The organism is Streptomyces sp. SAI-170 (assembly GCF_049739565.1).
GTDB lineage: Bacteria > Actinomycetota > Actinomycetes > Streptomycetales > Streptomycetaceae > Streptomyces.
In genome coordinates this window covers 8,138,769-8,151,956 of the sequence record NZ_JBMGQD010000001.1, presented here as the reverse complement: position 1 = coordinate 8,151,956, position 13,188 = coordinate 8,138,769, and the positions used below count along the sequence as shown (strand labels likewise).

8 protein-coding genes are annotated in these 13,188 nt (G+C 72.2%); 1 reads left to right on the top strand and 7 read right to left on the bottom strand.

Going from position 1 to position 13,188, the window contains the following annotated elements:
* Positions 1 to 21: 21 nt before the first annotated feature.
* Positions 22 to 936, bottom strand: a complete 915-nt coding sequence (locus tag RKD23_RS36615) for a hypothetical protein (protein ID WP_424857656.1) — start codon at positions 934 to 936, stop codon at positions 22 to 24.
* Positions 937 to 1,182: 246 nt separating this feature from the next.
* Here RKD23_RS36615 and RKD23_RS36610 point away from each other — a divergent pair, with 246 nt between their 5' ends.
* Positions 1,183 to 5,094 (top strand): helix-turn-helix domain-containing protein, encoded by a 3,912-nt coding sequence (locus RKD23_RS36610; protein WP_424857655.1) that lies wholly within the window; start codon positions 1,183 to 1,185, stop codon positions 5,092 to 5,094.
* 4 nt (positions 5,095 to 5,098) lie between these two features.
* Here the strand turns inward: RKD23_RS36610 and RKD23_RS36605 are convergent, their stop codons facing one another.
* The 6 genes from RKD23_RS36605 to RKD23_RS36580 form a co-directional block, all read right to left on the bottom strand.
* Positions 5,099 to 6,991 carry a DUF1996 domain-containing protein gene (locus RKD23_RS36605; RefSeq protein ID WP_424858420.1) on the bottom strand — a complete coding sequence of 631 codons (1,893 nt, stop codon included), beginning with the start codon at positions 6,989 to 6,991 and terminating at the stop codon, positions 5,099 to 5,101.
* Positions 6,992 to 7,167: 176 nt separating this feature from the next.
* Entirely contained in the window at positions 7,168 to 8,025 is an 858-nt protein-coding gene (locus tag RKD23_RS36600) for a hypothetical protein (protein ID WP_424857654.1), read from the bottom strand.
* A 182-nt stretch (positions 8,026 to 8,207) separates the two neighbouring features.
* Entirely contained in the window at positions 8,208 to 9,626 is a 1,419-nt protein-coding gene (locus tag RKD23_RS36595; RefSeq protein ID WP_424857653.1) for a cellulose binding domain-containing protein, read from the bottom strand.
* Between the two features lie 155 nt (positions 9,627 to 9,781).
* Positions 9,782 to 11,332: a beta-N-acetylhexosaminidase gene (locus tag RKD23_RS36590; RefSeq protein WP_424857652.1), complete on the bottom strand. Its 1,551-nt coding sequence runs from the start codon at positions 11,330 to 11,332 to the stop codon at positions 9,782 to 9,784.
* 40 nt (positions 11,333 to 11,372) lie between these two features.
* Positions 11,373 to 12,212, bottom strand: coding sequence for a carbohydrate ABC transporter permease (locus RKD23_RS36585; protein ID WP_424857651.1), 840 nt, complete (start codon positions 12,210 to 12,212; stop codon positions 11,373 to 11,375).
* Entirely contained in the window at positions 12,209 to 13,186 is a 978-nt protein-coding gene (locus RKD23_RS36580) for a carbohydrate ABC transporter permease (protein WP_424857650.1), read from the bottom strand. Before RKD23_RS36580 ends, RKD23_RS36585 begins: the two co-directional genes overlap by 4 nt.
* Positions 13,187 to 13,188: the final 2 nt, after the last annotated feature.

Sequence of the window (13,188 nt, the reverse complement as noted above, 5' to 3'; positions counted from 1 at the left end):
TGCTGGAGTGCCCCGGCTGTGTCAGTCGTCCGCTTCGCCCGTGACGCCGGACGCGCGATCCAGGGCGGCCCGCTGCAGTCGCCGGCGGGTGTCGAGGTCGTCGCCGTACCGGCCGCGCAGCCGGTCGACGTACGACGCCTCCACCTTCCGGCCCACGGCCTTCAGCCCGACATCCCGCGCACAGGTGGCGTCGGCGACGGCAAGCTCCCGTTCCAGGGCGAACGCCCGCTGCGGAGGCAGTTGTTGGGTCCGTCGGTGCAGGGCGTCCCGGGCCTCGGCCGGGTTCGCGTACGTACGGCCCTCCGCGCGCATGCAGGACGACCATCGGCGCAGCGCCTTGACGAACCGGGGGTCGGCCACCAGGTCGCCGGCGTACAGCCGGCTGAGATGGGTGGCGGTCTTGTCCACGCGGAACCAGGTGGCGTGGTCGCCGTAGAGCCGTTCCCTGGCCTGTAGTTCGCAGCCGCCCAGCCTGCTGGTCACGGTGCCTCCGCCGGGCACGTCGGCGGAGACGGACGGGGCTTCTGAGCCGCCGGACAGAGCGGTGTCGTACGCGGTGAGGCGCCGGCCGGTCAGCCGCGCGCGGTAGGCGTTGTTGCGGTCGTGGCGTTCGGCGGCGGCGAGCTTCTGCCGGATCGGTCCGCCGTAGCCGTATCGCTGGGCCCAGCCGATGTCGTCGAGGACGTAGCCGAGCGGGCGGCTCTCCCGCGCCGTGAGCGGCAGGCGGAGCCAGTAGGGGAAGCCGTGCTGTGTCATGCACCGCTGGACCAGGAGTTGTTCGGCCCGTGCGAGGCGGAAGCGCTCCGCGTCGGTGAGGGTGTGGTCCGGTGCCGCCCGGCCCCGGTCCGCCGGCTGCCCGTCGTGCCTCTCGCATCCGGCCGCGGCGCCGACGACGAGGGCTGCGGCCGCCAGCCATGCGGCGATGGAACGTCGCACACCGCACTCCTTTGCGTCCATGGGGCCCGCACCCTGCGGGCACCGCTGTCCGGCGAGCCCGGACGCCGCCGGACCTGCCGTGACCTTCAGCTTTGGCCGCCCGGGGTTTGTCCGGCAGGCCCCTGTCATCACTCCGGACAATCAGCGGAGCCCTTGCGCCATGCCCGTCGCGCCGCCTTGCTCCGCCGTCGGCGCCGTTCGTAGCGTCGGAGGCGAGGTCCGCCAGGACCGACGGGGGATGCGGGCATGGGGCGTCGTGAGCGACCGCTGGATCCGGCCGAGGGCCCGATCGCGCAATTCGCGTACGAGTTACGGAAGTTACGGCGGGAGGCCGGGGGCCTCACCTACCGGGCGATGGCCCGCGCGGCGCACTACTCCAGCACGACCCTCGCCGAGGCGGCGGCCGGTGACCGGCTCCCGTCGCTGGCCGTCGCGCTCGCGTACGCGCGGGCGTGCGGCGCGGACGACGCCGCGCTCGCCGACTGGGAGCGGCGCTGGCACCAGGCCGAGCGGGAGGCCGCCCGCCAGGTGCGTGAGAACGATGACGCCAAGGCCCCGTACCTGGGCCTCGCGCGGTTCGACACCGCCGACCGTGACCGCTTCTTCGGCCGTGACCTGCTGGCGGAGCGCCTGGCCTCGCTGGTGCGGGAGCACGACGTCGTGGTCCTGGCGGGGCCCTCCGGCAGCGGCAAGTCCTCGCTGCTGCGGGCCGGGCTGATCCCCCGGCTGGTGGAACCCTCCGAGCCGGGGCCGGCCCGGCCGTCCGCGATCCGCATCCTCGTGCCCGGGGCGCATCCGGCCCGCACCCACACCGCCGTACTGGACCCCGACCGCACCGCGGACGGCACGCTGGTGATCGTGGACCAGTTCGAGGAGGTGTTCACGCTCTGCTCGGACGACCGCGAGCGTGCCGAGTTCCTGAGCCTGCTGTTCGCGCTGGTGGAAGCCGGTCGGAGCACCTCGCTCGTCCTCGCGGTCCGGGCCGACTTCTACGGCCACTGCACCCTGTATCCCGCGCTCGCGGCAGCCGCCCAGGCCGCGACCCTGCTGGTGCCGCCGATGACACCGGAGGAACTGCGCGAGGCGGTCGTCCGACCCGCCGCGCTGGCCGGTCTCACCGTGGAGCGCTCGCTCACCGCCCGAGTCGTCGACGAGGTCAAGGACGAGCCGGGCGGCCTGCCGCTGCTCTCGCACGCCCTGCTGGAGACCTGGCACCGCCGCCACGGCCGGGCCCTGTCGGAATCCGCGTACGAGGCCGCCGGGGGCATCCGCGGCGCGATCGCGCGCACCGCCGAGGAGCTGTACGGCGCCCTCACTCCCCAACAGGCGCAAGTAGCACGGCTGTTGCTGCTCCGGCTGGTCACCCCCGGCCAGGGCACGCCGGACACCCGCCGCCCCACCGACCGGGCCGAGCTGATGGCGCTCGCCGCCCGGACTCCCCCGCACGACGACCACGCCGATGCGGCCCTCGTCCTGGAACGGCTCTCCCGCGCACGGCTGATCACGCTCGACGGGGACACCGTGGACCTCGCCCACGAAGCGGTGCTCACCGCCTGGCCCCGGCTGCGCACGTGGATCGACGAGGACCGGGAACGGCTGCGCGCCCAGCGGCATCTCACCGAGGCGGCCCACGCCTGGCACGGCCTGGGCCGTGACCCCGGCGCTCTGTACCGGGGGCTGCGACTGGCCACCGCCGAGGAGCACTTCGCGCCCGACCTTCCGGAACCTGCCCTCGAACTCACCCCGCTGGAAAGGGACTTCCTGGGCGCCGGGCTCGCCGCGCGGCACAGTGAGCGACGGCACCGCAAGCTCCGTACGACGGCCCTGTCGGTGCTGGTGGTGCTCAGCCTCGTCGCCGCCGTGGTCGCCTGGCAGCAGAACCGGGCAGGCGAGCGCCGCCGCGCCGAGACCGAGGCCCGCAGGCTCGCGGCCGTCGCGGAGAGCCTGCGCACGTCCGACCCCGTCACGGCGATGCGGCTGAGCGTCGCCGCCTGGCGCGTGGCCGATCTGCCCGAGACCCGTTCGGCACTCGTCGGCGCGATGGCCCAGAAGGAGCGGGACGTGTTCACCGACCCGGACGGAGACCCCGCCACCCTCCGGCACCTCAGCGCCGACGGGCGCACGCTCATCAGCGTCGGCGCGCGGCATGTGACCCGCTGGGACGTCACCACCCACCGGCCGACGGCCACCCTGCCCGGTCTGGGCTCGAGGATGCCCGACGCCGGGTTCGTGCGCGGCGACGCGGGCTGGCTTCCGGTGTTCGACCAAGACAACGGCGTGGGGGTACGGGACCTGGCCACGGGGCGGCAGTCGACGGCACCGCTGACCAAGGCGGACGCCGGTGCCGAGATGGGGCCGAGCGGGCGCAGTCTCGTCACGTACGAGATCGTGACCGAGGGAGGTCTGCGTGACACGGACTACCGCATACGGATGTGGGACGTCGCCTCCCGACGGCCCCTGCTGGAATTCCGGCGGGGCTACCGGCTCCCGACGGCCGACTGGGACCAGATGAACTGGGCGCGGCTCACCGCGTTGTCCCAACAGCTGTCGGTGGAGCGCCGTCCGACGACCACGGGCTTTCCGGACGTGATCGTCGCGCCCGGAGACAGGCACCTCGCCCTGTGCGTGCCGTCCGAACGGATCGAACTGTGGAGCGTTCCGGCGCGGCGCAGGCTCCCTGCCCCCTGGCTGCCGCGGGCCACCCTGCAGAGTTGCATGCAAGAACGGCTCGTGTTCTCCGCCGACGGCGCCTACCTGGGGCTCATCGGTCCCGAGGGCTTCCGCGCCTGGCACATCGCCACGGGTCGGCAACTTGGCCCGGTCGCGCATGAACGCACCCTGAAGACGGTCGAGTTGAGCGCCGACGGCACGCTCCTCGCCGCGTCCGACGGATCGGAGATCCTGGTGTGGCGGTTGGCGCAGCCCGAGTTCCCCGTCTTCCGGCACCGGTTGTCCGGTGAGACGGTCAGGGACATCCGTATCGACACCTCCACGCGCACGCTGAGGTACCTGGGAGGACCGGAAGGGTCGTGGGGGCCGTCGGTCCACACGCTCGACCTCGGCAGGGCCGTCGACGCGCCTCCGGAGCGACGAAGGGCGGACGCCGTCGCGTCCACGCCCGACGGCTCGGTGCTGGCCACGGCCCACGTCGATGTCGAACAGTCCCGCGTGCGTTTCACGGTCCTCGACGGCCGCACCGGCGCACGCCTGGCCGAGCCGCCTCCCATGGCCTGCCCCGTGATGGAGGGCTCGCGCTTCGTCGTCAGCTGCGATCCGCACATGGCCTTCGACGCCGCCGGCCGGCGCCTCGCCCACGGAGTCTCCTGGTCGTACGAGGAGCACGGTGGTTCGGGCCGGCTGAGCGTGTACGACATCCCGCGTCGACAGGTGGTCTCCGGGGTCGGGCCGCGCGACCTGCGTGGACAGCCGTTCGACGGACTCTCCTTCGGGCCGGGCGGCCGTTCCCTGCTCCTCGGAGGAGACCTTGGGCTGCTGGTCCCCGCCCTGCCGGACACACCGGATCGACCGGTCGCCACACGCTGGTGGGACCTGACCCGGCGCAAAGTCGTCCGCACGCTCCCCCTGGGCGCGGGCCGGCCCGTCCTGCACCCCGGCGGCAAGTTGCTGGTGACGCTGGGCGGGCAGGCGTACGGGATGCCCTCCGGGACTCCGCTGCCCGACTCCAGGAGCCCCGGCAGGGCCGTCGCGCTGGCGTTCAGCCCCGACGGGAGGCTGCTGGCCGTGGGCGACGGTTCCGGGCGGGTCGTGCTGTGGGACGGCCGCCTCACCCGCCGGCTCGGCGTCCTCGTCGGCGCGGACACCCCGACGTACGAGCATGTGTCGGCGCTGGCCTTCTCCCAGGACAGCGGCACACTCGCCGTGGCGGGCGACGAGGGCACGCTGCAACTGTGGGACACCGCCTCCCAGCAGCGGATCGGATCACCCTTGCCCGCACCGGGCGACACCGTGCGGGCCCTCGCGTTCGACCGTGACGGCAGCACCTTGTACGCGGCGGGCGTTCATGCCTCGCTCCGGCGGTACGCCGTCGCCCCGGAACGCGTGGCCCGCGCGGTGTGCGAGCGCGTCGGCGAGGGCCTGTCCCGGCGGCAATGGGAGGCCCACGCTCCGGGCCTCCCCTACCGTCCCACCTGCGGGTGAAGTGTCAGCTTCGCGCCGAGCGCCTTCTGGTGCGGGTCATCAGCAGGCCTCCCGCGATCAGGAGGACCGAGCCGGCCGCTGCCGGCCACAGGGTGGTGCCGGTCTCGGCCAGCCCGCCGCGGTCGCCCTGGGGGGCGGCCACCTGCTGACCGGACGGGTTGCCGAAGCCGGTGTCGTCGTCGCCTTCGGCGGTGGTTTCAGCGGCGGCGGGTGCCTGGGTTGCGGCGGCCGATGTGGTCGCGGTAGGAGTGTCGGCCGACTTCGGCTCGATGGCAGGAGCGGTGGATGGTGACGCGGTGGATGGTGACACGCTCACCGGTGGAGTCGAGGGGTCTGTCGTCGGCTGCTCGGTGGCGCCGTTGTCGTTGCTGTTGTCGTTGCCGTTGCTGTTGTCGCCGCCCTGGGGTTCTGTGGGCGCGGCGGTCGGCTCCTCCTCCGGCTCCTGCGATTCCTCCCCCGCATCCTCGCCGCCGCCCCCGGCGTCCGCTCCAGCGCCGCACTGGCGCCCGGAGTTGATGCACTCGACCATCTCCCCCATCAGGTCCTCGTCGAAGACGTTGATGAAGTCGCCGTGGTCGGTCACGGGCTTGTGGAGCTGCTCGGGGAAGGAGTCGACCGCGAACAACGGCGTCGTACGGCCGCCGTCGTCCAGGCTCGGGGCGTCGACGTCGTAGACGATGCGCTGCACCAGTTGCGGGATGGCGCGGAACCCGGAGGGGCAGGTGCCGGAGGCGTCGGCGAAGGCCACATGGGTGCGGTGGTTGGCGCTGTCGATGTTGCGGCCGTCCCAGCAGCTCTGGAACCGGAAGGTGCGCACCACGTCGCTGCCGGACGGGCAGATCGGGTATTTGTCCTTGAGCTGCCGGTCCTCGAAGCCGGTGCAGCTCCAGGAGGCGTTGGCGTTGCCTGGGCCGTTGACGAAGGCCTTGGCGTCGCCCGTGATGATGCGCAGCAGCCGGGGCATCGCGGTGACTTCGCCCACCGGACTGCCGACGAAGGTCAGCGTGACCTCCTTCGGCGTGACGATCTCACCGGCGTTGCCCTCGATGCCGCCGCCGGGCGCCTGGGCGTCCCGCTCCTGCGCTCCGTTCCGGAGGCGCAGCACCGGCCAGTAGTACGAGGACCTGTCGCCCTGGTCGACGCAGCTGGTCTCGGCGGCTGCGAGGTTCTCGTCGCTCGCGAAGGCGTTGTTGGACTGGTTGCCGACGTAGTCGTGGAAGTGGTGGGCGCCATTGGTGACGCCCGGGGCGACGATGACGTTGTCCGAGTTGAAGAGGCCGCCCTCGTTGACGCCGCAGCTGGTCGTGAACGTACCGCGCGAGGCGTTGCCCGTCGGGGGTGGTCCGGCGGCGGCCGGCTGTACGGCGGTGATGTCGGCGTAGTCCTCGGCGACGGGGCCGTTGTCCGCCTGACCGCCTGTCCCGTCCTGGCCGTTGTCCTGTGTCTGGCCGTCGTCCTGTGTCTGGTCGTCGTCCTGAGCCTGGCCGTCTTCCTCCGCCTGCCCCTCCGCCTGTCGCAAGGCGCACGCGGCCAAGGACTCCAGGCCCTCGGGACGTTTCCCCGCGTTGCCCACGGCGACGGCGATGCGCTCGATCGTCGCGGCCCGCTGTTCCGTCAGGGGCTTCAGAAGCGCGTCCTCGGGCGACCCGGACTGATCCTCCGGGGCCTGGAGTTGGAGATACGCGTCGGCGATCTGCTGGTCGAGCAGCGCGAGTTCGCGGTCGACGTCGGCGCGTGCCGTGTCCGGCACCGAGACGAGGTGTTCGCCCACGTCCGGGCAGTCGATCGTGAGGGCGTCGGCCCAGGCGCCCGTGTTCTCCCCGGTGTTGGCGCCGGTCCCGTCGTCGGTGGCCGAGGCGTACACGTTCACGGCCACCAGGCCTCCCCCGCCCAGCATGAGAGCGACGGCTGCGAAGGTCGCGCGTCTTGCTCCGGTCGGACGTCTGCGCCTGTTGCGTCTCACGGTCGTACTCCTACGTCGGTCGGCCCCGGGTCCTGTGTTCCCCTGGGGTCCCTTACGCAGCGAGAGGCCCGTGTGTTCAACGGGGAGCCTTCTTGTGACGTACAGGATGGTCAGCTGCGCCGGTCGGCGTCCTGAAGCAGCCTGTCGGTCATGTCGGTCGTCTGCCGGGCGGGAGGCGCCTCGGTGTCGACGTCGGCGCCGAAGTCGGAGTACTCCATCACCGTGCTGACCTTGGCCTGCCGGGCCGCCGGACTTCCGCCGGGCTGCCCGGCGCCCTGGGCGGGGACGGTCATGTCGATCTGCTGGCGGCGGATGCGGCCCTGGTCGTCGAGCCAGAGGTGCATGGGCAGTGTGGGACCGAGCTGCTTGCGCAGCGCCGCGCCGTTCGGCAGCCTGCCGAGGTCGACGGCGACCCGGTAGTGGGTGGTGTCGACGCCGTCGATCTTCTCCGTGCCGAGGGCGGTGACGTCCTTGTCGGTGATCGCCTTGGCGTAGGCGGCGGCCTGGGCGGGGTCGCCGATCGCGCCGTCGCTCACGTCCTGCTGGGCGCCGGCCTTCCGCAGGTCGATCTTGATCCAGGGTTTGCCGCCCGGGGTCTTCTGGCCCGGCGCCTTCAGGTAGAGGCTCTGGTCGATCACGCGCTGTTCGATGCGCCGGCCCTCGGCGGTGACGGTCATGACGCTGTCACCCTCGTCGAAGTCGAGTGCGCCCCGGCCTTCCAAGGTCGCGGTCCGGCCGGCGCCGGCGGCTTTCACCTGCATCGTCATCCGCGCCGTCTCGGCCTCGGCGGTCCTGTCGTAGGCGGTACGCACGTCCGCCGTGCCCTGCTCACGGGCGCCGGGGCTGCTGCCCGAGGCCTTGCCGTTCCGGGCGTCCGAGTCGTCGTCGCCACCGCAACCGGCCAGCGTGGCGCCCGCCATGACGGTGGCTAACGCGATCAGGCGGGTCCTCGTTCCCTTGCTGCGCATGGGGTTTCTTCGCTCTCTCACACCGTTCGGCCGCCTGCCGACCGACCGGTCTGTGGCTTCGGATTCCCCGCGCATAAGTGAACACACCTACAGAAAGGGGCCGTTCGGCGGACGACGCCACGCGGCGGCGGTGAGAACCCCAGGGTGCTCACCGCCGCCCGGGCGCACGGCCCGCAACCGCCTCAGGAGGCCGGGACCTCGTCGACGAAGGTCGTGCCCGCGCTGCGGTACGCGGCGACCTTCGCGGCGACCTGCGCCGGGGTGAGGACCTGGTTCTTGACGTGCAGGACGTAGTCGACGCGCTGGTCGTAGGCGCGCGGTGTCGTGGACGTCTGGCCGTTGAGGTCGATCAGCCACTGGTTGAAGTTGATCGACATCGGGCGTTCGGGCAGGTACTGCGAGCCGTGGGTGCCGAAGAGCTGTCCGTCGATGTAGTAGGTGATGGCGGTGCCGTCGACGGTCACGACGAGGTCGTGCCAGCCGGCGAAGGACTGGCGGCTCTCGCTGTGCTGGTTGACGGCCTGCCAGGGGTCGGGGTTGTAGGTCTCCCAGGAGGTCGTGTAGAGGATGTTCGACGGCTCGCCCCAGCCGCCGTTGGGCAGGTACTCGAAGTCGTACTCGGCGTAGTCGTCGGCCATGGGTGCCTTGAGGTCGTTGATGGTGAAGAAGGTCTGGACGATGTGGTCGCCGTCGGGGCCGTACTTGGGCGCGTCGGAGAACTTCACGCGTGCGGCGTAGGTGCCGTTCTTGAACTTCATGTCCTGGGTGAGGACTTCGGTGTGCGTGGTACTGGAGCCGGAGCCCGCGCTGGAGGTCTCCAGGTTCATGACGGAGTTGCCGCCCTCGGTGGTGAAGGTGACCTTCGAGGGGTCCCAGGCGGCGCCCGGCACGCCCGGCCCGCCGGAGTTGGAGCGCACCCGCCAGCCGTGGGCCGCGAGGGCCGGGTCGGTGTGGGAGGTGTAGCCGAAGTCGTCGAAGAGCGTGGCCCCGGACGGCCCCGGGTCGGTCGGCGTCGGAGTGGGGGTCGGGTCGGGGTTGTTGCCGCCGGGCGCGGTGCCCCACACGGTCTGGCCGGCGAGCTGGGCGGTGACCTTGGTCCAGTCGCCGTACGAGGTCTGGCCGGCGCCGAAGGAGTAGTCGTCGCTCTGGGTCAGTGGCTGCCAGGTGGACTGGTGGAAGCGCAGCTGCATGTCCCCGGTGTCGGCACCCGGGGCGAGGGACCCGGCCGCTGGGGTGAACCCGATCTCCAGGTAACGGTCGGCCGTGGGGGTCGGGTTGGCGAGCGTGCCGAAGGTACCGGTGATCACGGAGCAGCCCTTCACCGCCCAGGAGCAGGCGAAGCGGTACGAGGCGCCCGCGGAGTCGGCCTTGAAGTAGTACCGGATCTTCACCTGGGCGAGGTCGACCGCGGACGAGCCGGTGTTGCGCAGCTTCAGCCACGGCTCGCTCTGGTCGGCGGTGGCACCGGCCGCGCTGGTGCGGTACTGCACGGCGAGTCCGTCGGTCGCGGCGGAGGCGGTCGTGAGCGGCAGCGCGGCCAGCGCGGCGCTGCCCAGCAGGGCGGCCACGGCCAGAGCGGCCTGGGTGCGACGGTTGCGCATGAGTTCTCCTCTCGGGAGGCCCCCGCGGGGTGCGGGAGCCTTTGGGGGTGGCGAGTTATGTGCGCGAGGCGTGGTGCGGGCCGGGTGAGCCCTTGTGGTAGGTCGTGGGCGGCGCGATGCGAGGCCCCCTCACCCCCGTCGCCGGTCGGCCCGCCTCAGCCCGCCGCGCCGAGCGACCGCCCCGGCGGACTGTCGTACGGCACGCCCAGAGCCCTCAGCCGCGCCTGGTGTCCGGTCAGACGGCGGTGGAAGTCCGGCCAGTCCCGGGCGGGATGCCAGACGCGTTCGGCCAGGGCGCACAGGCGCGGGTAGGTCAGGTACTCGATGTGCTCGGGGGTGGTGACGAACTCGGTCCACAGCTGCCCCTGCGCGCCGAGGACCCGGTCGGTGAGGGGCGGGAGGTCGAGCTGGTGCACGGTACGCAGGTCGACGACGACTCCGGGCTGGGCGGGAGGTTCCTGCGGGCCGGTGCTGCGAGCGTAGTCGAAGTACGTGGTGCGATGGTCGGCGTGCACGACCTGGTGTCCGCGGCGCGCCGCGGCCCAAGCGTCTCCCGGCTCGCGCCAGGTCATCACGGTGCAGTCCAGGGGCAGTTCGGTGCCGTTCTCGGCCCAGGCGACGGGGCGCCGGCCCGCGCGCACCACATGGTCGGCGATGCGCCCGAGGAACCAGCCGTGCAGGGCGCGCGGCCCGGGCAGTCCCTCGCGGGCGGCGCGGGCGAGCGCGGCCGGGCTGCGCTCCCACTCGTCGGTGGGGCACTCGTCGCCGCCGACGTGGACGTACGGGGCGGGGAAGACGTCCATGACCTCGTCCAGGACCGTACGGAAGAAGTCCAGGACGTGGTCGCCGACTCCGAGGACGTTGGGGCACACCCCCCAGTGCGTCCAGACGTCGAGCCGCCGCTCGGGGTCGTTGCCGAGTTCGGGGTGGGCGGCGAGCGCGGCGCGGACATGGCCGGGCACGCCGACCTCCGGCAGGACGGTCACGCCGCGCCGGGCCGCGTGAGCGACCAGGCCGGTGAGTTCGGCGCGGGTGTACGCGCCGCCGTGCGGCCTCCCGTCGAAGCGGGTGCTGCCCGCCGGTCCGACCATCGACTCGGCCCGGCGGCCGCCGACCTCGGTGAGCCGGGGGTAGGCGGCGACCGGCATCCGCCATCCCTGGTCGTCGGTGAGGTGCAGGTGCAGCACGTTCAGCTTGTGCAGCGCCAGGAGATCGACGTACCGCCGCAGGTAGGACACCGGCTGGAAGTGCCGGGCCACGTCGAGCATCGCGCCGCGCCACGGGTACAGCGGTACGTCCGTGATCTCCACCCCGGGCAGTTCGAGGGACGTGAGGCGCCGCGGTGCGGCGGACAGCGTCTCGTACGGGAGGAGTTGGCGGACCGTCTGCACGCCGCGCAGCAGGCCCAGGGGGCGGGCGGCGCGCAGCAGCACGCCGTGCGGTCCGACCGTCAGGCCGTAGCCCTCTTCGCCGAGCCCGGCGAGGGTGGGGTCCACGGCGAGGACGAAGGCGCCGTCGTCGGAGTGTTCCAGGCGCAGCCCCGTGGGCGGCTCCAGATAGCCGCGCAGCAGGGCGGCGGCCGGTTCGGCGCCGGGCGTGACGCGCAGCCGGGTGCGGGCGTCGAGGCGGAAGCGGCCCGGGCGCGGGGAGAGCTTGCGGGGGCGGGGTACCAGGGTGAACTCGGGCCGGTGGCTTGGGCGTTCCACGAGAGAGGTCTCCGCTCGGCAGGGGACGGTCGGGCAGGGTTCAGCCCTTGACGGAGCCGGCGGCGAGGCCGCTGGTCACATGGCGTTGCAGCGCGAGAAAGACGACGAGCGCGGGCAGCGCGAAGAGGGTGGAGGCGGCCATGGTGGCACCCCAGTCGGTGCCGAACGTGGACTGGAAGGAGGAGAGCCAGACGGGCAGGGTGCGGCTGTCCTGCTGCTTGATGATCAGGAAGTTGGCGTACGTGAACTCGTTCCAGGCGGTGATGTATCCGAACAGCGACGTCGCCATGAGGCCCGGGGCCAGCAGCGGCAGGGCGACCCTGCGGAACGCGCCCGGCCGGGTGCAGCCGTCGACCTGCGCGGCCTCCTCCAGTTCGGGCGGGATCGCGGCGATGAACCCGCGCAGCACGACCACCGTGAACGGCAGGGTGATCATGAAGTAGACGAGGGTGAGGGTGGGCAGCCGGTCGAGCATCCCGGTGTCGCGGGAGATGATGTAGACGGGGATGACGAGCGACTCCCAGGGCGCCATCTGGGCGATGAACACCGCCAGCATGAACTGCCGTCGGCCGCGCCAGCGCAGTCGCGCCACCGCGTAGGCGGCACCGAGGGCGACGACCAGCGCCAGGAGCACGGCGCTGAGGGTGACGAGGACGCTGTTGCGCCAGAACAGGGCGAACCCGTCCGCCTCGACGGCCCGGCGGAAGTGGGCGAGGGTCCATTCCCGCGGGATCAGGGTCGGGTCGTAGGACTGGATGTCGCGTGACGGCCGGAACGCGGTCGCCACCATCCAGTACACGGGGAACAGGCAGAGCACGACGGTGAGGGCGGCGGCCGCGTTCAGGGGCAGTCTGCGGAGGTGGCGCCGGGTCGTGGTCACAGGTGCTCTCCCTCCTGGCGGAACAACTGGCGGAAGTAGAAGGCGAGTACGCCGCTCATCAGCAGGACGGTGAGCATCGAGGCCGCGGAGCCGAGGTCGTAGCGCTGGCCGGCGAGCGCGGTCTGGACGGCGTACACCGGCAGGATGGTGGTGGCGTCGCCGGGCCCGCCGCGGGTCATCACCCAGATCTGGACGAAGGCCTTGAAGGTCCAGATGACCTCCAGCGACAGCACGAGCATGAACAGGGGCCTGACCAGCGGGAAGGTGACCGAGCGGAACACGCGGACGGCTCCGGCGCCGTCGATGCGCGCGGCCTCGTACAGCTCGCCCGGCACGGTCGTGAGGGCCGAGTACAGGGTGATCGCGGCGAACGGCACGGACTGCCAGACGATGAGCAGGACGACGATGGCGAACGCGGCGCCGCCGTGCGCGAACCAGGGGTAGCTCTCGTACGACGTGAATCCCAGGCCTGTCAGCAGCTCGTTGACGATGCCGAACTCGGAGTGGAACAGCCACTGGAAGACGGTCGTGGCGGCGACGACGGGCACCGCCCAGACCAGGACCAGACTGCTGAGGACGGCCGTACGGGCGACCCGGCCGAGGCGCTCGGCCATCAGCGCGACCAGCGTGGAGAGAACCATGATGGCGACGACGTTGACGGTCATGAACAGGAAGGTGCGGCGTACGACGTCCCAGAAGCGCGGATCCGACAGCAGGGTGCGGTAGTTGCGCAGTCCCACGAACTCGGCGTCGCCCAGGATGAGTTGACGGAGACGGAAGTCCTGGAAGGAGATCACCACGGCGCGGGCGAGCGGGTAGAGGAGCAGGTACAGCATGCCCAGGACCGCGGGCGCGACGAGCAGGTACGGCCACGGGGAGGCACGGTCGGCGGCGGCCCGGCGGCGCGGGGCGCCGGCCCGAGGGGTGCGCCGTACGGGAGAGCGGGGCGTGTACCGCTCGCGGACGGTGGACACGG

Coding starts and splice junctions, on each gene's coding strand:
- RKD23_RS36610 (WP_424857655.1), top strand. CDS start 1,183: ATGGGGCGTCGTGAGCGACCGCTGGATCCGGCCGAGGGCCCGATCGCG.
- RKD23_RS36600 (WP_424857654.1), bottom strand. CDS start 8,025: ATGCGCAGCAAGGGAACGAGGACCCGCCTGATCGCGTTAGCCACCGTC.
- RKD23_RS36605 (WP_424858420.1), bottom strand. CDS start 6,991: ATGCTGGGCGGGGGAGGCCTGGTGGCCGTGAACGTGTACGCCTCGGCC.
- RKD23_RS36595 (WP_424857653.1), bottom strand. CDS start 9,626: ATGCGCAACCGTCGCACCCAGGCCGCTCTGGCCGTGGCCGCCCTGCTG.